Origin of the sequence: Paraburkholderia sp. Tr-20389, assembly GCF_017104565.1 — a bacterium.
GTDB lineage: Bacteria > Pseudomonadota > Gammaproteobacteria > Burkholderiales > Burkholderiaceae > Paraburkholderia.
Genome location: NZ_JAAGPD010000026.1, coordinates 62,156 through 78,582, shown reverse-complemented (window position 1 = coordinate 78,582; position 16,427 = coordinate 62,156). Strand labels below are relative to the sequence as shown.

The 16,427-nt window shown below is 64.1% G+C and carries 14 protein-coding genes and 1 pseudogene; 6 read left to right on the top strand and 9 right to left on the bottom strand.

The features are described from left to right. Positions 1 to 76: 76 nt before the first annotated feature. The 6 genes and pseudogenes from metH to G3N95_RS22850 form a co-directional block, all read right to left on the bottom strand. Positions 77 to 2,806: pseudogene (gene metH / locus G3N95_RS22875) on the bottom strand (methionine synthase); the annotation flags it as partial. A gap of 56 nt (positions 2,807 to 2,862) precedes the next feature. Beyond that, on the bottom strand, positions 2,863 to 3,933 hold the full coding sequence (locus G3N95_RS22870; protein ID WP_205972343.1) for a homocysteine S-methyltransferase family protein: 1,071 nt from the start codon (positions 3,931 to 3,933) through the stop codon (positions 2,863 to 2,865). Between the two features lie 305 nt (positions 3,934 to 4,238). Then, the gene (locus tag G3N95_RS22865; protein WP_012399614.1) at positions 4,239 to 4,496 is read right to left on the bottom strand and encodes a DUF3567 domain-containing protein; all 258 of its coding nucleotides are present in this window, start codon (positions 4,494 to 4,496) and stop codon (positions 4,239 to 4,241) included. Positions 4,497 to 4,613: 117 nt separating this feature from the next. After that, on the bottom strand, positions 4,614 to 5,402 hold the full coding sequence (gene pcaD, locus G3N95_RS22860) for a 3-oxoadipate enol-lactonase (RefSeq protein ID WP_205972342.1): 789 nt from the start codon (positions 5,400 to 5,402) through the stop codon (positions 4,614 to 4,616). Positions 5,403 to 5,623: 221 nt separating this feature from the next. Then, the gene (locus tag G3N95_RS22855) at positions 5,624 to 6,850 is read right to left on the bottom strand and encodes a DUF3108 domain-containing protein (protein ID WP_205972341.1); all 1,227 of its coding nucleotides are present in this window, start codon (positions 6,848 to 6,850) and stop codon (positions 5,624 to 5,626) included. Between the two features lie 106 nt (positions 6,851 to 6,956). Further along, complete coding sequence (locus G3N95_RS22850) at positions 6,957 to 7,847, bottom strand: IclR family transcriptional regulator (protein WP_205972340.1); 891 nt, start codon at positions 7,845 to 7,847, stop codon at positions 6,957 to 6,959. A 162-nt stretch (positions 7,848 to 8,009) separates the two neighbouring features. Between G3N95_RS22850 and G3N95_RS22845 the strand changes: the two genes are divergently transcribed. From G3N95_RS22845 to rfaE2, 6 genes are all read left to right on the top strand, one after another. Then, positions 8,010 to 9,002 (top strand): fumarylacetoacetate hydrolase family protein, encoded by a 993-nt coding sequence (locus tag G3N95_RS22845; RefSeq protein ID WP_205972339.1) that lies wholly within the window; start codon positions 8,010 to 8,012, stop codon positions 9,000 to 9,002. A gap of 198 nt (positions 9,003 to 9,200) precedes the next feature. After that, the gene (locus G3N95_RS22840; protein ID WP_205972338.1) at positions 9,201 to 10,394 is read left to right on the top strand and encodes an ABC transporter substrate-binding protein; all 1,194 of its coding nucleotides are present in this window, start codon (positions 9,201 to 9,203) and stop codon (positions 10,392 to 10,394) included. A 91-nt stretch (positions 10,395 to 10,485) separates the two neighbouring features. Then, positions 10,486 to 11,337, top strand: a complete 852-nt coding sequence (locus tag G3N95_RS22835; protein ID WP_205972337.1) for an enoyl-CoA hydratase/isomerase family protein — start codon at positions 10,486 to 10,488, stop codon at positions 11,335 to 11,337. A gap of 184 nt (positions 11,338 to 11,521) precedes the next feature. Next, positions 11,522 to 12,262 carry a PhaM family polyhydroxyalkanoate granule multifunctional regulatory protein gene (locus tag G3N95_RS22830; RefSeq protein ID WP_205972336.1) on the top strand — a complete coding sequence of 247 codons (741 nt, stop codon included), beginning with the start codon at positions 11,522 to 11,524 and terminating at the stop codon, positions 12,260 to 12,262. Positions 12,263 to 12,813: 551 nt separating this feature from the next. After that, positions 12,814 to 13,689, top strand: coding sequence for a ferritin-like domain-containing protein (locus G3N95_RS22825; RefSeq protein ID WP_205972335.1), 876 nt, complete (start codon positions 12,814 to 12,816; stop codon positions 13,687 to 13,689). 125 nt (positions 13,690 to 13,814) lie between these two features. Then, the gene (gene rfaE2, locus G3N95_RS22820; protein WP_205972334.1) at positions 13,815 to 14,297 is read left to right on the top strand and encodes a D-glycero-beta-D-manno-heptose 1-phosphate adenylyltransferase; all 483 of its coding nucleotides are present in this window, start codon (positions 13,815 to 13,817) and stop codon (positions 14,295 to 14,297) included. A 33-nt stretch (positions 14,298 to 14,330) separates the two neighbouring features. Here rfaE2 and G3N95_RS22815 read toward each other — a convergent pair whose 3' ends face one another. The 3 genes from G3N95_RS22815 to G3N95_RS22805 are packed head-to-tail and all read right to left on the bottom strand — an operon-like array spanning position 14,331 to position 16,381. Next, positions 14,331 to 14,570: a hypothetical protein gene (locus G3N95_RS22815; RefSeq protein WP_205972333.1), complete on the bottom strand. Its 240-nt coding sequence runs from the start codon at positions 14,568 to 14,570 to the stop codon at positions 14,331 to 14,333. A gap of 39 nt (positions 14,571 to 14,609) precedes the next feature. After that, positions 14,610 to 15,479 (bottom strand): type III pantothenate kinase, encoded by an 870-nt coding sequence (locus G3N95_RS22810; RefSeq protein WP_205972332.1) that lies wholly within the window; start codon positions 15,477 to 15,479, stop codon positions 14,610 to 14,612. Further along, entirely contained in the window at positions 15,476 to 16,381 is a 906-nt protein-coding gene (locus G3N95_RS22805) for a biotin--[acetyl-CoA-carboxylase] ligase (protein WP_205972331.1), read from the bottom strand. The genes G3N95_RS22810 and G3N95_RS22805 overlap by 4 nt, the downstream gene beginning before the upstream one ends. Positions 16,382 to 16,427 lie beyond the last annotated feature (46 nt).

The window sequence follows — 16,427 nt, the reverse complement described above, 5'->3', positions numbered from 1 at the left end:
CTGTGTTTGCAGCCGAAAATATTCAGCCTTCGGCCAGCGATATAGTCCTGCCTGTTTGCCTCCCGCCCGTCCCGTCTTACAGCAGCGGCGCTAGCGCACGCCCGGCATCCGCGAGCGACAGCGACATGCGCTGTGCGTAATCCTCCAGCTGATCCTGGCCGATCTTGCCGACCGAGAAGTAAGTGCTGTCGGGATGCGCGAGATAGAAACCGGAGACGCTCGCCGCGGGCAGCATCGCGAGCGATTCGGTCACGCTCATGCCGATCTCCTCGGCCTGCAGCACGGTGAACATGTCGCGCTTCACGAGGTGGTCCGGGCACGCCGGATAGCCCGGCGCGGGACGGATGCCGCGATATTTTTCGCCGATCAGATCGTCGTTCGACAGCGTCTCGCCTTGCGCGTAGCCCCACAGGTCGCGGCGCACGCGCGCGTGCATCGCTTCGGCGAAGGCTTCCGCAAAACGATCGGCGAGCGCCTTCAGCATGATCGCGCTGTAGTCGTCGTGATCCTGTTCGAACTGCTTTTCCTTCGCGTCGACGCCGAGACCCGCCGTGACCGCGAACATGCCGATATAGTCGGCCACGCCCGAATCCTTCGGCGCGATGAAGTCGGCGAGCGAGCGGTTCGGGCGCATCACGCCGTCCACCACGGGGCGCACGCTTTGCTGGCGTACGTTGCGCCACGTCAGCGCGACTTCGCTGCGCGATTCGTCCGTGTAGATTTCGATGTCGTCGTCATTGACGGTGTTCGCGGGCAGCAGCGCGATCACGCCGTTCGCCGTCAGCCAGCGCCCCTGGATCAGGCGCGCGAGCATCGACTTCGCGTCCGAGAACACGCGCCGTGCCGATTCGCCGACGATCTCGTCGTTCAGGATGGCGGGATACGGACCGGCGAGATCCCACGTCTGGAAGAACGGGCCCCAGTCGATGTAGTTCGAGAGATCGTTGAGATCGAAGTTCTTGAACACTCGGCGGCCGATGAACTTCGGCTTCACGGGTTGATACGCGCTCCAGTCGATCTTCGTTTTGTTCGCGCGCGCGTCGGCGAGCGTAACGAGCGGCAGCGCTTTCTTGTTGGCGTGCTGGTCGCGGATGCGGTCGTAGTCGGACTTCAGTTCGTCGAGATACTTCGCCGCGCCTTCGTCGGACAGCAGGTTCGACGCGACCGACACCGAGCGCGACGCATCCGGTACATACACGACAGGGCCTTCGTAATTCGGCGCGATCTTCACGGCGGTGTGCACGCGGGAAGTGGTTGCACCGCCGATCAGCAGCGGAATCTTCTTCACGCGGAAATAGTCGTCGCGCTGCATTTCCGACGCGACGTAGGCCATCTCTTCGAGCGACGGCGTGATCAGGCCCGACAGACCGATGATGTCCGCGCCTTCGACCTTCGCCTTCGCGAGAATCTCGTTGCACGGGACCATCACGCCCATGTTGACCACTTCGAAGTTATTGCACTGAAGGACCACCGAGACGATGTTCTTGCCGATGTCGTGCACGTCGCCCTTCACGGTCGCGATGACGATCTTGCCCTTCGCGCGCACGTCGCCGCCCGCCTCGGCGAGCAGACGCTTTTCTTCCTCGATGAACGGAATCAGATGCGCGACGGCCTGCTTCATCACACGCGCCGACTTCACGACTTGCGGCAGGAACATCTTGCCCTGGCCGAACAGGTCGCCGACGATGTTCATGCCGTCCATCAGCGGACCTTCGATTACGTTGATCGGGCGGCCGCCGCCGCCCATGATCTTCGCGCGCGCTTCTTCCGTGTCGTCGACGATGAAGTTGGTGATGCCATGCACGAGCGCATGCGCCAGACGCTGCTCGACGGGCTGGTTGCGCCATTCGAGGTTCTCTTCTTTCTTCGCGGCGCCCGTCTTGAACTTGTCGGCGATTTCGAGCAGACGGTCGGTCGCGTCGTCGCGGCGGTTCAGCACCACGTCTTCGACGCGCTCGCGCAGTTCGGTGTCGAGATCCGCGTACACGCCCAACTGGCCCGCGTTGACGATGCCCATGTCCATACCCGCCTGGATCGCGTGATACAGGAACACGGTGTGGATCGCCTCGCGCACCGGGTCGTTGCCGCGGAACGAGAACGACACGTTCGACACGCCGCCGCTCACCTTCGCATACGGCAGGTTCTGCTTGATCCAGCGCGTCGCTTCGATGAAGTCGACGGCGTAGTTGTTGTGCTCTTCGATGCCCGTCGCGATCGCGAAGATGTTCGGGTCGAAGATGATGTCTTCGGGCAGGAAGCCGGCTTCGTTGACGAGAATGTCATACGAGCGCTTGCAGATTTCCGTCTTGCGCGCGAACGTGTCGGCCTGGCCCTGCTCGTCGAACGCCATCACGACGCTCGCTGCGCCATAACGGCGAATCAGCTTCGCGTGATGGACGAACTGCTCCTTGCCTTCCTTCAGCGAGATCGAGTTGACGATCGCCTTGCCCTGCACGCACTTGAGGCCGGCTTCAATCACATCCCACTTCGACGAGTCGATCATGATCGGCACGCGCGCGATGTCCGGCTCCGACGCGATCAGATTCATGAAGCGCACCATCGCGGCCTTCGAATCGAGCATCGCTTCGTCCATGTTGACGTCGATGACCTGCGCGCCGTTTTCGACCTGCTGGCGCGCGACGGCCAGCGCTTCGTCGAACTGGTTGTTCAGGATCATCCGCGCGAATGCCTTCGAGCCCGTCACGTTGGTGCGTTCACCGACGTTGATGAAGAGCGTCCCCGAAGTGACGTTGAACGGCTCCAGGCCGGAAAGGCGCATCGTGTGATCGGTCATGGTTGGTGTGCGTGTTTCGTCAGTGCGTCAGTGCTTCGGTGTGTTCTTGCGATGCGCTTCGCGCGGGCTCAAGCCGCGTCGCGGTACTGGCTCGGCCACTTGCGCGGCTTCACTTCGCTCAACGCCTTCGCGATCGCGGCGATGTGGTCCGGCGTCGTGCCGCAGCAACCGCCCGCGATGTTCACGAGACCCGCTTGCGCGAATTCCTTCAGCAGGCCGGAGGTGTCGGCGGGCAGTTCGTCGAAGCCCGTATCGCTCATCGGATTCGGCAGGCCCGCGTTCGGATAGCACGACACGTAGGTATCGCACAGCTTCGCGAGTTCCGCGATGTACGGGCGCATCAGCGCCGCGCCGAGCGCGCAGTTGAGGCCGAACGTGAGCGGCTTCGCGTGGCGCAGCGAATTCCAGAACGCTTCGACCGTCTGGCCCGACAGAATGCGGCCGGATGCGTCGGTCACCGTGCCCGAGATCATGATGGGCAGGCGCTCGCCCGTGTCTTCGAAGAGTTCGTCGAGTGCGAACAGTGCGGCCTTGGCGTTCAGCGTGTCGAAGATCGTTTCGACGAGGAACAGGTCCGCGCCGCCTTCCATCAGCGCCTTTGCCTGCTCGTAGTACGCCGCGCGCAGTTCGTCGAACGTGACGTTGCGGGCGCCCGGATCGTTCACGTCGGGCGAAATGCTCGCCGTTTTGGGAGTCGGTCCGATCGCGCCCGCGACGAAGCGCGGCTTGTCGGGCGTCGAATATTTCTCGCACGCAGCGCGCGCGAGCTTCGCCGATTCGCGGTTCATCTCGACGGCGAGATCTTCCATCCCGTAGTCGGCCTGCGCGACGGTCGTGGCGCCGAAGGTGTTGGTTTCGATGATGTCCGCGCCCGCCGCGAGATACTGCTCGTGAATCTCGCTGATGATCTGCGGTTGCGTGATCGACAGCAGTTCGTTGTTGCCCTTGATGTCGCGCGCGTAGTCCTTGAAGCGTTCGCCGCGATAGGCGGCTTCGTCGAGCTTGTAGCGCTGGATCATCGTGCCCATTGCGCCGTCCAGAATCAGGATGCGCGATTCGAGCAACGCGGGCAGGGCCGCGCCGCGCGTGTAGGCGGCGCCGGCGCGGGCGGGAACGGCTGACGGGGCGGGCTGGTTCATGGTCTGATCGGCTCGTGCCGGCATGGCCGGCTTTTTTCAGGAAACTCAATATTGTAGCCGCATGGTCGCAGGCGCGCCGGACGCGGTGGGCGAGGCGGGATCGCGGCCCTTCAAGGCGCGTCGGATGCTGGGAATGTAGCGCGGAAAGTATTTCTTTCGCTGTTTGCGCAACGAGATGACGTCGACGCCGATCCGGCGTTTCGCGCCATATGCGGAGCGGCTGGCCGAACAAAACGAAAAACCCCGTCGGGCGATGCCGGACGGGGTCGATGGGGAACGTGTCGCCAAAGGGTGGCGCGTGGCGATCAGTGAAGAATGACCGGCTGGTTCATCAGGCTGTCGAATTGACCGAGAAATTCGTCCACTTCGTCGAGCGTGGGTTCGTCTTCGATCAGCTTTTGCACGTGTTCACGAAAACTGGCTGCCATCTCACCGTCGATGTAAATCTCGCGCTGCGTATTCTTGTCGACGATCTCATACCCGCCGGACTTCATCGCGAGATGGCCGTCCTGCGGCGGAAACTCGACGACGCAATAGTTGGGGCTGTTGTAGATCATTTGCATGGCGACACTCCTTATTTCCGATGGCTCCGGGCCAGTGTTGCACCGTAGATGGAGCCCTTGGTTTGGAATTCAAGGGGTGGGTCCGGCCTGACGCTACCCATTCTCCGGACCTATCTGTTAGACCCGTTCTTGCAGAAACGATTCCAGCAAAGCAGTAAAGCGTTGCGACTGTTCGATCGGCGCGAGGTGAGCTGCGTCCAGCAACTCGAACTGCGCGTCCCGGATGGCATTCGCAATTTCCTGTGTAGCAGCAGGTGGCGTGCCTGCATCGTGGCGTCCAGCCACAAGAAGTGTGGGAAGGGCGATCTCTTTCAGTCTACTGCGCACATCGAAATCGCGCAGCGCAATGCACGCCTGCGCATAACCTTCTGACGAAGTGTTCTCGAACACCTCGCGAATCTGCTCGACGACTTCCGGATGCGCGTCGCGAAAGCCCGCCGTCAGCCAGCGCTCCATCGTGGCCTGGGCCAGCGCCGCGACGCCTTCATCGCGCACCTTCGCCGCCCGCTGCTCCCACAACGCGCGTCCGTCAGACGGCGACGCGGCGTGCGTGTCGGCGAGCGTCAAGGTCTCGATGCGTGCCGGGTTGTCCAGCGCGAACTGCTGCGCGATCATGCCGCCCATCGACATTCCGACAATATGCGTCTTCCGGACGCCAAGCGCATCCAGCAGCGTGAGGAGATCCTGCGACAAATCTGCAACACTGAATTGTCCGCCGGAGACAGATGTTTGGCCGTGACCGCGAACGTCGTAGCGCAAGACCGTGAAGTCGTCGCGGAAGTAGCCGGCCAGCTGATCCCAGATCGACAGATCGCCGCCTAGCTGATGAACGAACGTGAGCCACGGGCCACCGCCTTCGTTGCTCATGACGTAGCGCGTATCGATGCCATTCACATTGATTTGCATGCGGACTCCATAAGTGATGTCGCAATGAAAGAACGAACGGATCGACAGTTCATGCGATGCAATTCATGGGATTCGCATGAACCGTCGGCGCAAATTGAACGCCTTGAAAAGAGCACTTCGCGTGTGCTTCGTCATGCGATCGACACAGCCGTCGGAAGTTTCTGACGCAGAATGTCGCCTCGGCTAACAGAGTGTCCTCCATTGCGAAGGACCTGTTTGTGTCAGGGCTTTTCGGGCCCTGCACCAGGATCGGTCACGGACGGTTGGGGTGCATCGGGCGACGTGTCGTCGGACGATGTATCGCTGCCGTTTTCATTGCCGTTGGCATCAGGCGCCGCGATCCTGCCGCGCCATACAAGCTCTATCTGCGTTCCGTTCGGTTCAGTTTGCACGAGACGCACGGGCAGCCAGCCAAGCGACGGCGCGAGCCACACGTCGATGCGCCGACGGTCGCCTTCGCGGCGCGGCAAGCGCATGAAATGACGTGCGTCGATGATTCCGCGATCGGTGCGCACCGATTCGTCGCCGATCGTTTCGATCGGCCAGATTTCACCGCTATCGTTATCGGTCACGTAGAACTGCCGCGTGACGCCAGGCTGATACGCATCGGGGTCGCCGCGCACGAGACTCGCCAGTTGCATCACCATGCTGAAGCGGTCTTGCGCGCCGTCCTGCAGCGGCAGCGTCGCCGGTGTGCGCGTGAAGCCGATCTGCTTCGTGTCGCGATGGAAGGTGGTGACATCCTCGCCGCGACGGCCACGTTTTTCGATGTACTGATCGGGCGCGAGACCGAACGCGTCGACATGTCCGTGGCTCGCGTAGCTGAACGTGCCGATGAACGGCAAGGGTACCGAAACGATCATGTCGTACGAACGGCCATCGCTCGACCAGTGGATCGTGCCCGGCTGGTTGCGCACGCCGTTGTAGAACGTGTCGTATTGCAGGTTCCCCGACGGCGGTACGGAAAACTTCACGCCGGGCGTCGTGTGCTGCGCGGTGCCCTGACCCGAGGCGTCGGCGTTCGTGGCGGCGCCCGCCGTTGCGGACGAGGCAACACTCGCGGCATAAGCGTCGACGGGCGCGCTCGCCGGCTCGGTTGCGGCCGCGGTTTCGTGCGGCTTCGGACCGGGACGCGTCGCGGTCAGCACGTGTTCGCGCGGCGCACGCACTGCATGAGTCGGCGCGGCGGGCGCCGCTTTCGCGGCCGGCGGAGAACCGGCTGCCTGGGTTTCGATACGCTCCGGCTTGAGCAGCGCGACCTGCACGGGCACGTGCTCCGGCGACACCGGCTTGAACGTGTCGTGATGCCGCTCGAACCATTGCGCGGCGATCAGATGCGCGCCGACGACGGCCGCCAGCACGCCCGTCCAGCGCAGGCGCGATGCGCGGCGCTGCGCGCGGGCGAGGCGTGCCGGCGGGATCGAACGGACAGCGGATGGAGACGACATCGGACGCAGTATTTAGAAAGACGAAACGTGAAGCATGGCGCAACGGAACCTGTTTCGACCGCGCTTCGCGGTCACGCGTTCCTCGCGCTTATCGCGGTGGTCGTGCTCAGCGCGCCGTCGGACTATAGCCGAGTTCGTACGACAGCTTCTGCGCGCACTCGCGCAATGCAATATCGACTTCGCCACCCCACGTTATATCGAACGCGCCTTCATGACCCAGCGCGATCAGCCCGAGCGCAAGATCGCCATTCGAATCGAACACAGGCGTGCAGAACGCGTGAATGGTCGGCAGCAGCATGCCTTCGACGCGCGCGGCACCCTGCGCGCGCACTTCGTCGAGCACGCGCTCGACATCCTCCGGCGTACGCGGGCTGTTCGCGGCGGCCCAGCGCTGCGTTTCGGCGAGTTCGCGATCGATCATCGCCGCCGTCTTGCCGCGCGGCAGATAGGCAGCGAACAGCAGACCGGTCGCGGAACTGAGCATCGGCATCACGTCGCCGAGTTTCAGCGAAGCCTTTGCCGGGTAGCTCGACTCCATCCAGTGCACGACGGTCGGCCCCTGGTTGCCCCACACGGCGATCCCCACCGTCATGTCGATCCGCTCGCGCAATTCGGCGAGCGCGATGCGCGCGAGCTTCACGCCGTCGACGCGCGCGAGCCGCGCGAGACCCAGCTGCAACGCAAAGCCGCCGAGTTCGTAGCGCCCCGTCAGCGGATCCTGCGCGACGACGCCCAGGCGCTGAAAACTCACCAGATAGCGATGCGCCTTCGCGGGACTCATGCCGGCGCGCTGTGCGAGATCGCGCAGCATCATCGCGCGCGGCTCGTGCGTGAGCACGTCGAGCAGACGGAAGCCTACCTCGATCGACTGGATGCCCGAACGCAGTTTCTCCTCGCCGCTATCGTGCTGGTCGGCGGCATCGTCGTCGACGGTATCGGGCGGTTCGGCGGATTCGGCATCCTTGCGGATCGAACTGGAGCGGGCGGTCGGAGGCATAGGAAACGGTTGAACGTTGAGCAGAAAAACGGCGGCGAACGGTGCGGAGAGGGCGCGTGCTTTGTAGCCGCACATCGCCGGCGTATAGCCTCCGCTTGGGCCGTGCCGATTCACCATCGTAGAATAGATTCCTCTTATCGTCATCCACACGCTTTTTCCGCCATGAAACTTGCCTCGCTGAAGGACGGCACGCGCGACGGTCAACTGATCGTCGTTTCCCGTGACCTGCATACGGCCGCGGTCGCCGACGCCATCGCACCGACGATGCAGCGCATTCTCGACGACTGGACCTTCTACGCACCGCAACTGCGCGACCTGTACGACGAACTCAATCAGGGGCGCGCGCGCAACACCTTTTCGTTCGATGCGAAGGAATGCATGGCACCGTTGCCGCGCGCGTTCCAATGGGCCGACGGCTCCGCATACGTGAATCACGTCGAACTGGTACGCCGAGCGCGCGGCGCCGAAATGCCGCCCGAGTTCTGGACCGATCCGCTGATGTACCAGGGCGGCAGCGACGACTTCATTGGGGCGAAAGACGACATCGTGTGTGCGTCGGAGTCGTTCGGTATCGACTTCGAGGCAGAAGTCGCCGTCATCACGGGTGACGTGCCGATGGGCACGAAGCCCGAGCAGGCGTTGAAGAGCATCCGGCTCGTGACGCTCGTCAACGACGTGTCGCTCCGCAATCTGATTCCCGCCGAACTCGCGAAGGGCTTCGGCTTTTTCCAGAGCAAGCCGGCGTCGTCGTTCGCGCCCGTCGCCGTGACGCTCGACGAACTCGGCGACGCGTGGCGCGAAGGCCGCGTGCATCGTCCGATGATCGTGCACTGGAACGGCAAGAAAGTCGGCCAGCCGGATGCGGGCACCGACATGGTGTTCAACTTCGGCCAGTTGATCGCGCATGCCGCGAAGACGCGCAATCTGCGTGCGGGGGCGATCGTTGGTTCGGGCACGGTGTCGAACAAGGACGCGAAGCGCGGCTACTGCTGTATCGCCGAGAAGCGCTGCCTCGAAACGATCGAGAGCGGCAGCGCGCAGACCGAGTTCATGAAGTTCGGCGATACCGTGAAGATCGAGATGTTCGACGAAGCGGGCAAGACGATTTTCGGTTCGATCGATCAGGCTGTCGCGCCGCTCGAAGCCGTGCAGTAACCAGGCGACAATGGCGGCGGCGCGCGGCGTCAGGCGAATCGAAAGGGTTTCGCCCGATGCCGATGGCGTCACGCGCGCCGCTACACTGACGCTCGCGCGAGGTCGTCGAGCCTCGCGCGCTGATTCGCGAACATCGCGAACAGCACATGCAACACGCAGCATCGCAGAAATGACAAAAAGCCAACTGGAGACAAAGGCATGCCGCGATACGGGACGTTTGCATTTTCAAACTTGCGCAAGAGCGCTTCGAACCGGCGCACGATGCTCGCCGCCACGCTTTTCGTTTTGCCCGGATTCGCGCTCGCCCAGGTGAAGATCGGCCTCGTGCTGTCGCTGACGGGACCGGCCGCATCGCTCGGCATTCCCGCGCGCGATACGTCGACGCTCTTTCCGAAAGAGATCGCCGGGCAGAAGGTCGAATACATCGTGCTCGATGATGCGTCGGATACGACGCAAGCCGTGCAAGACACGAAAAAGCTCATCTCCGAAAATCACGTCGATGCGATCATCGGCTCGTCGATCACGCCGAACTCGCTCGCGATGATCGACGTCGTTGCCGAAGGCGAAACGCCCGCGATTTCGCTGGCGTCGTCGGCGAAGATCATCGAGCCCGTCGACGCGAAGCGGCGCTGGATGTTCAAGACGCCGCAGACGGACGCGATGATGGCCTCCGCGATCACCGAGCACGCGAGCCAGCATGGCGTGAAGACGCTGGCGTACATCGGCCAGGCGGACGCGCTCGGCGAAACCTTCTATGCGGAAGTCGCGAAGTTTGCGCAGATTCACCACATCAGCGTGGTGGCCAACGAGCGTTTCAATCGCACCGACCCGAGCGTCACCGGTCAGATCCTGAAGATCATGGCCGCGAACCCGGATGCCGTCGTCGTGGGCGCGGCGGGCACGCCGGCCGCGCTGCCGCCGAAGACGCTGATCGGCCGAGGCTACAAGGGCAAGATCTATCACAACCACGGTGTGGGCAATAACGACTTCCTGCGCGTGTGCGGCACCGATTGCAACGGCACGTTCCTGCCCGCGAGCCCGGTGCTGGTCGCAGCACAGCTGCCGTCGGACTATGCTTCGAAGCGTCTTGCGCTCGACTACATCGCGCGCTTCGAGAAGCTGCGCGGTCCGGGCAGCGTGTCGGCGTTCGGCTCGTATGCGTGGGACGCGAGCATGCTGCTCGACAACGCGATTCCCATTGCGCTGAAAGCGGCCGCGCCCGGCACCGTCGAATTTCGCCGCGCGCTGCGCGACGCGCTCGAAGCGACGAAAGGACTCGCCGATACGAACGGCGTCGTCAACATGAGCACGACCGATCACCTCGGCCTCGATCAGCGCGCGCGCGTGATGGTCGAGATCAGCAACGGCAAGTGGGTGTATCAGCCGCGTTGAACGCGGCGGGTTTCGGGTGACGCAGCGTCGGCTGCGTCGCGCGCCTGATGTGTGGTCCGACGCCGACGCGTCGCTTTTTCGGATGCCTGCCATGTCTCACGAATCGGAATCGCAAACGGTCGAACCCGCGTTCTATGCGCACTACAGGTCGCTGCGCGTGCGGCGTCATGCGCACGGCATCCTCGAAATCGTGATGAGCGGCGAAGGTGCGAACAAGAGCAATCTCGCCACCGCCGATGCGAACATGCATCGCGAACTGGCAGACATCTGGCGCGACGTCGACCGCGATCCGGAGACGCGTGTCGTGGTGATTCGCGGTGAAGGCAAAGGCTTTTCGGCGGGCGGCGATCTCGGGCTCGTCGAAGACATGGCCAACGACTTCGACGTGCGCACGCGCGTATGGCGCGAGGCGCGCGATCTCGTCTACAACGTGATCAACTGCAGCAAGCCGATCGTCTCGGCGATGCACGGGCCGGCCGTCGGCGCGGGGCTCGTTGCGGGACTGCTCGCGGATATTTCGATCGCGACGAAGTCGGCGCGCATCATCGACGGTCATACGCGGCTGGGCGTCGCGGCGGGCGATCATGCGGCGATCGTGTGGCCGCTCCTGTGCGGCATGGCGAAAGCGAAGTACTACCTGATGCTGTGCGAACCCGTGAGCGGCGAGGAAGCGGAGCGCATCGGCCTCGTGTCGCTTGCCGTCGACGACAACGATCTGCTGCCGAAAACCTTCGAAGTCGCGCGCAAGCTTGCGAGCGGTTCGCAGACGGCGATTCGCTGGACCAAGTACGCGCTGAACAACTGGCTGCGCTCGGCGGGCCCGGCTTTCGATACGTCGCTCGCACTCGAATTCATGGGCTTCGCGGGACCCGACGTGCGCGAGGGCGTGGCGTCGCTGCGCGAGCGGCGCGCGCCGGACTTTCCGGGCAAGGAGCCTTTCTGACCGCACATGCTTTGCAGCCCGGATCGGCGAACGCGAAACCGTCACGGCACGCGGCGCACGATAGCCACACGATTGCTTCGGCGCCGCACCCGCTTCACGCGAAAAACGCTCGCGGTATCATCGAACCTCGACGTTAGAACATCGATAAGCCCCACAGGCAAGAACCGAACACAGGAGTTCAGCAATGACCGACAACCCCGGCTCGACGCCACCCTTCCCCGGATTTCCAGGTTTTCCGCCCGCTGAAATGCTCGACCGCATGTGGGGCATGATGCGCCTCACGCCGTTCGGCGCGGCGTTTCCGGGCACGAGTCCGGGCTCGGCGCAGGGTTTCGTGCCGTCGCTGTCGATCATGTCCGACATGATGGCGCCGCTCACGAACGTCGAAGAACTCGACAAGCGCATCACCGACATGCGCGCCGTCGAGCAGTGGCTCAAGCTCAATCTGAACATGCTGCAGTCGGCGATCCAGGCGCTCGAAGTGCAGCGCGCGACGCTCGCGACACTGCGCGCGTTCGGCGCCTTCGCGCAGCAATCGATGACGCAGCCGGCCGCCGAAGCGCCGCCGAAACAGCCCGAACCGCAGCCTGCCGCGAGCGCGCAGCAGGAAGCCGGCGAACCAGGCGAGTCGACGCCGCCTGCATTCGACGCATCGGGCTGGTGGAATCTGCTGCAGGCGCAGTTCAATCAGATCGCCCAATTCGCGATGGCGCAGCCGGCGGCCACGACCGCGACGGGTGCATCGGAAGCAGGCGCAGGCATCGAACCGAGCGATCTCGAACCGGACGAGGCACCCGAGCCTGACGCGGCAGGCGCCGCGCAAGCCAGATCCGACGACGCGCCGCGTCCGGCGGCGAAGCGCGCACCCGGCGCGAAGCGGGCGGGTGGCGCGGCTGCAAAGAAGACCTCGTCGACGTCCGAGTAATCGGCTGGCGATGAACAAACGGGCGCGCGGCCGCATCGGTCCGCGCGCCCGAGGTGCCAGCGCCGCGCTTAGCACATTACTTTGACACCGTGCCGGCGACGCGCGCGCTCGTTGTTTTACGTCAATCCCAAAATGGGTTTCGACAGTCCGGAAACGGGGCGCGACGGGCCCGCATGCTATTATTGTGTAAGCTTTTTCTGGTCCTCGGACGCGCGCGAAAACTGCCAGATTCGCCATTCATCCGGTGCCGTCCGGTGCCGGTGCGTCCGCTGCGGACCCAAATGCCGTCGTTCGGGCGGCAAGCTGGCACGACCTCAGGCACAGGTTCTCCCTCACCCACGGTTGGCCGCGCATGCGAGGCACAAAAATCGCGTGCGCATCACGAACCGCAGTATTTCTTTTGCCAAGAAGCATGTCGTTGGCAGCCGATTACCGCGTAAAATTCAATGCTGCGCTGACGACAGGGAAAGTTCCCGAAAGTTTCCGTTCGTCGGCAAACCATTGGCAACAGACATAACAGACGTCGCATTGCGCAGAACAGGGGTGGGATCATGAACACCATGCTTTATCCGGAACTTTACAAATCGCTCGAATCCGTTCGATGGGACATGGAGAAGGACATTCCCTGGGACAAATTCGACGGGTCGCTGCTCACCGACGAGCAGGCGGCGACCATCAAGATGAACGCGATCACCGAATGGTCGGCGCTGCCGGCCACGGAAATGTTCCTGCGCGACAACCACCACGACAGCGATTTCTCTGCATTCATGAGCGTGTGGTTCTTCGAAGAGCAGAAGCACTCGCTGGTGCTGATGGAATATCTGCGCCGCTTCAAGCCGCATATGGTGCCGACGGAAGAAGAGCTGCACGCCGTGCGCTTCGAGTTTGATCCGGCGCCGCCGCTCGAAACGCTGATGCTGCATTTCTGCGGCGAAATCCGCCTGAACCACTGGTATCGCCGCGCGGCTGAATGGCATACCGAGCCCGTCATCAAGGCGATCTACGAAACCATTTCGCGCGACGAAGCACGGCATGGCGGCGCGTATCTGCGCTACATGAAGAAGGCGCTGACCAACTTCGGCGACGGCGCGCGCGCCGCTTTCGCGAAGATCGGCGTGCTGATGGCGTCCGCGCGCCGCACGGAAAAGCCGCTGCACCCGACCAACCTGCACGTGAACCAGTCGCTGTTCCCGCGCGACACGGTTCAATCGCGTCTGCCCGATCCGGAATGGCTCGAGCGCTGGCTCGACGAGCAGATCCGTTTCGACGACGGCTGGGAAAAGAAGGTGATCGAGCGCATTCTGCACAATCTGTCCATTCTGTTCGAACGCTCGTTCACGACGGCTCAGGAACTGAACCGCTATCGCAAGGAAGTTGTGACGCGTCTGCAGGCCGAGCAACAGTCTGCGCAGCAGCAACCGGCCTGATGAGGGCCGCGCGTCGCTGGGCGTGAAGCCCGTGCGCCGCATAGAAACACGACGGCCCGGCTGGTGACAAACCGCCGGGCCGTTTTTCTTTTGTCACCGTTCCAACCCGCTCAACGTTTTCGCTCATGGCCGCTACTTTCGAACGCAAGCTCACGACACGCGACGCCCTCGCTCAACTTCGTCCGTCGCTGACAGGCCCCGTGGTCTTCACGAACGGCGTCTTCGACATCCTGCATCGCGGGCACGTCACGTATCTGGCGGATGCGAAGGCGCTGGGCGCGACGTTGATCGTCGGCGTGAACAGCGACGCTTCGGTGCGCATGCTCGGCAAGGGTGACGACCGGCCGATCAACAACGAGTCCGACCGGATGGCGCTGCTGGCGGCGCTGGAGAGCGTCGACTGGGTGGTGTGTTTCGGGGAGCAGACGCCCGTCGCGTTGATCGAGGCGTTGCACCCGGATGTGCTCGTGAAGGGCGGCGACTACGACATGGACAAGCTGCCGGAATCCGCGCTCGTGCGCGGCTGGGGCGGCAAGGCGCTGGCGATTCCGTTCGAGCACGACCGCTCGACGACGGCGCTGTTGAAAAAGGTACGCGCTCAAGGCTGAGCGCGAAACCCGCATCATAGAAAGTTTGCAGCGTTACTGCCGAAGCGCCGAAGCGGCAATCGGCGCGATGGGCGCGGGTCCGCCGACGACGGCGAGGTCCGCCGCATCGGCCGATGACATCGGCTGGACGCGCAGTTGATCCGGACGAACCTGCCGGTTCAAATGATTCGGTTCACGCGGCCCTGCGGCCGGCGACGGGCCGAACAGTCCGCGCATCGTGACGAACGCGAGGATGTTGGCGAGAAAGAGCAGGGCGAGTAGCCAGCGCAGCATCGTAGGAATTCTCCAGCTTGTCTGTTCAGTGTCCGGCGTTCAGGCCGGGCGAGCGTCCGTCGGCGGGTTCGCCGGAGCTTGCGCGGCAATCAGCGCGAGTCCCGCCAGCACGAGCGAGTCGTGACGCGTGTACGGCACGCCGAGCGCCTGCACGAGTTCGCCCGCCGCGCCGCCGCCCACGACGAGCCGCACGGGCACTTGCCATTCATCCTGCAGATCGCGCCACATGCGCTCGATCAGCCCGATCTGCGCCAATGCACATCCCGACGACAACGAGCGCGGCGTATCCGTCGCGAACCACGCGGCGCGTTTCGCCGGCTCACGTCGGCCTGCGGCGTTATCGCCATCGAGCAGTCCGCGCGCGGCCGTTGCATCCAGCGTCGGCAACTGCGCCGTGTGCTCGCCCAGCGAGCGCATCATCAGCGACCAGCCCGGCGCGATCAGCCCGCCGACGAACACGCCATCGGCGGTCAATGCTTCGAGCGTGGTCGCCGTGCCGAACGTCGCGATCAGCAGCGGTTCGCCCGGAAACGCCGCGCGCGCGCCGATCATCCCGGCCCAGCGATCGCTGCCGAGCTGCGACGGCGTCGTGTAGGCGTTCGTGACTCCGCATTGCTGCGGAGCCGAGCGAATCGTGGTGCGTGCAAGACCGGGCCAGTGCCGGTCGATGAACGCATCGATCCGGCGCGCCACGGCGTCGCCCGCGACATTCGATAACCATGCAGAACCGGGCGCAGGTAATGCCGACCAGTCCGGTTCATGTCTTGATTGCAGTGGGTCGCCCGTTCCCTTCACCAGTTGGCCGCCGTGGGAAAACGCGCCAGAGTGCGTCTGTGTACCATCGGCTAGAACCAGCGCCCACTTGACGCGGCTGTTGCCCGCGTCGATCAGCAGATACGGCGCGCTCATGCCGCGCCGCTTCCTTCGTCCGCGAGACGTAGCGACACGTCTCCCGTCGCAATGGCCTGCTGACCGGACGGCGTATCGAGCAGCAATTGCCCGAGTTCGTCGACGCCCGCCGCCACGCCGCGCCCGATTTCCACGCCCTGCTCGAACAGCACGACATCGCGTCCCGCGTACGCGTGGCAGGCGTTCCAGCGTTGCCGGAACGGCGCGAAGCCTTCCGCGCCGAAGCGCTGCAACGCCGGTTCGAGCGCGTTCAGCTCGGCGGCCAGGGTATCGGTGAGATTCGCGTGGGGCAGCGCCCGCGATAGCGCCGTCGGGGATGCGCCGCGAGCCTGCGCGGGCACGTCGGCGTTGAGCGCGCCGACCTTCGCGGCGAGTTCCTCGGCACCTTTCACGTTGGTGCCGATGCCGATCACGACGGCGCTCGCGTCCGGCGTGCTCCATGCCGTTTCGATCAGGATGCCCGCCAGCTTGTCGCCTTCGAGCAGCACGTCGTTCGGCCACTTCAGCGCGATCTGGCCGGGTCCGGCGACGGGCAGCGAGCGCAAACCGTCGACGAGCGCGACGCCGACCGCGAGACTCAGGCCCGCGAGTCCTTCGAGCGGCCTCGGCAGCACGCACGCGACCGAGAACAGCAGCGCATTGCCGGGCTCCGCGTACCAGGGGCGGCCGCGGCGGCCGCGACCCGCCGTCTGCAGATAGGCGACGCGCACGATCGGCCGCGCGAGCGCGCCGGGTTCGCGCGGCAGCGCTTTCACGCGTGCCATCAGGTCGGCGTTGGTCGAGCCGGTTTCTTCGACGATCTCGATCGGCCAGTCATGCGCGGCCGGGCCGAACAGCGCAACGGCGCGCTGCCGGTCGATTCGCCAGTCGCCCGAAGGGCTGGGGGAGGTTGGGGTAGTCATGAAGCGTATTTTAGCCATTGCGCCCGTCCGCGTGAGCGTCAGATGC

Excerpts from the sequence above, each read along its gene's own strand:
- G3N95_RS22870 (WP_205972343.1), bottom strand. The coding sequence starts at position 3,933 with ATGAACCAGCCCGCCCCGTCAGCCGTTCCCGCCCGCGCCGGCGCCGCC.
- G3N95_RS22865 (WP_012399614.1), bottom strand. The coding sequence starts at position 4,496 with ATGCAAATGATCTACAACAGCCCCAACTATTGCGTCGTCGAGTTTCCG.
- pcaD (WP_205972342.1), bottom strand. The coding sequence starts at position 5,402 with ATGCAAATCAATGTGAATGGCATCGATACGCGCTACGTCATGAGCAAC.
- G3N95_RS22855 (WP_205972341.1), bottom strand. The coding sequence starts at position 6,850 with ATGTCGTCTCCATCCGCTGTCCGTTCGATCCCGCCGGCACGCCTCGCC.
- G3N95_RS22850 (WP_205972340.1), bottom strand. The coding sequence starts at position 7,847 with ATGCCTCCGACCGCCCGCTCCAGTTCGATCCGCAAGGATGCCGAATCC.
- G3N95_RS22845 (WP_205972339.1), top strand. The coding sequence starts at position 8,010 with ATGAAACTTGCCTCGCTGAAGGACGGCACGCGCGACGGTCAACTGATC.
- G3N95_RS22840 (WP_205972338.1), top strand. The coding sequence starts at position 9,201 with ATGCCGCGATACGGGACGTTTGCATTTTCAAACTTGCGCAAGAGCGCT.
- G3N95_RS22835 (WP_205972337.1), top strand. The coding sequence starts at position 10,486 with ATGTCTCACGAATCGGAATCGCAAACGGTCGAACCCGCGTTCTATGCG.
- G3N95_RS22830 (WP_205972336.1), top strand. The coding sequence starts at position 11,522 with ATGACCGACAACCCCGGCTCGACGCCACCCTTCCCCGGATTTCCAGGT.
- G3N95_RS22825 (WP_205972335.1), top strand. The coding sequence starts at position 12,814 with ATGAACACCATGCTTTATCCGGAACTTTACAAATCGCTCGAATCCGTT.
- rfaE2 (WP_205972334.1), top strand. The coding sequence starts at position 13,815 with ATGGCCGCTACTTTCGAACGCAAGCTCACGACACGCGACGCCCTCGCT.
- G3N95_RS22815 (WP_205972333.1), bottom strand. The coding sequence starts at position 14,570 with ATGCTGCGCTGGCTACTCGCCCTGCTCTTTCTCGCCAACATCCTCGCG.
- G3N95_RS22810 (WP_205972332.1), bottom strand. The coding sequence starts at position 15,479 with ATGAGCGCGCCGTATCTGCTGATCGACGCGGGCAACAGCCGCGTCAAG.
- G3N95_RS22805 (WP_205972331.1), bottom strand. The coding sequence starts at position 16,381 with ATGACTACCCCAACCTCCCCCAGCCCTTCGGGCGACTGGCGAATCGAC.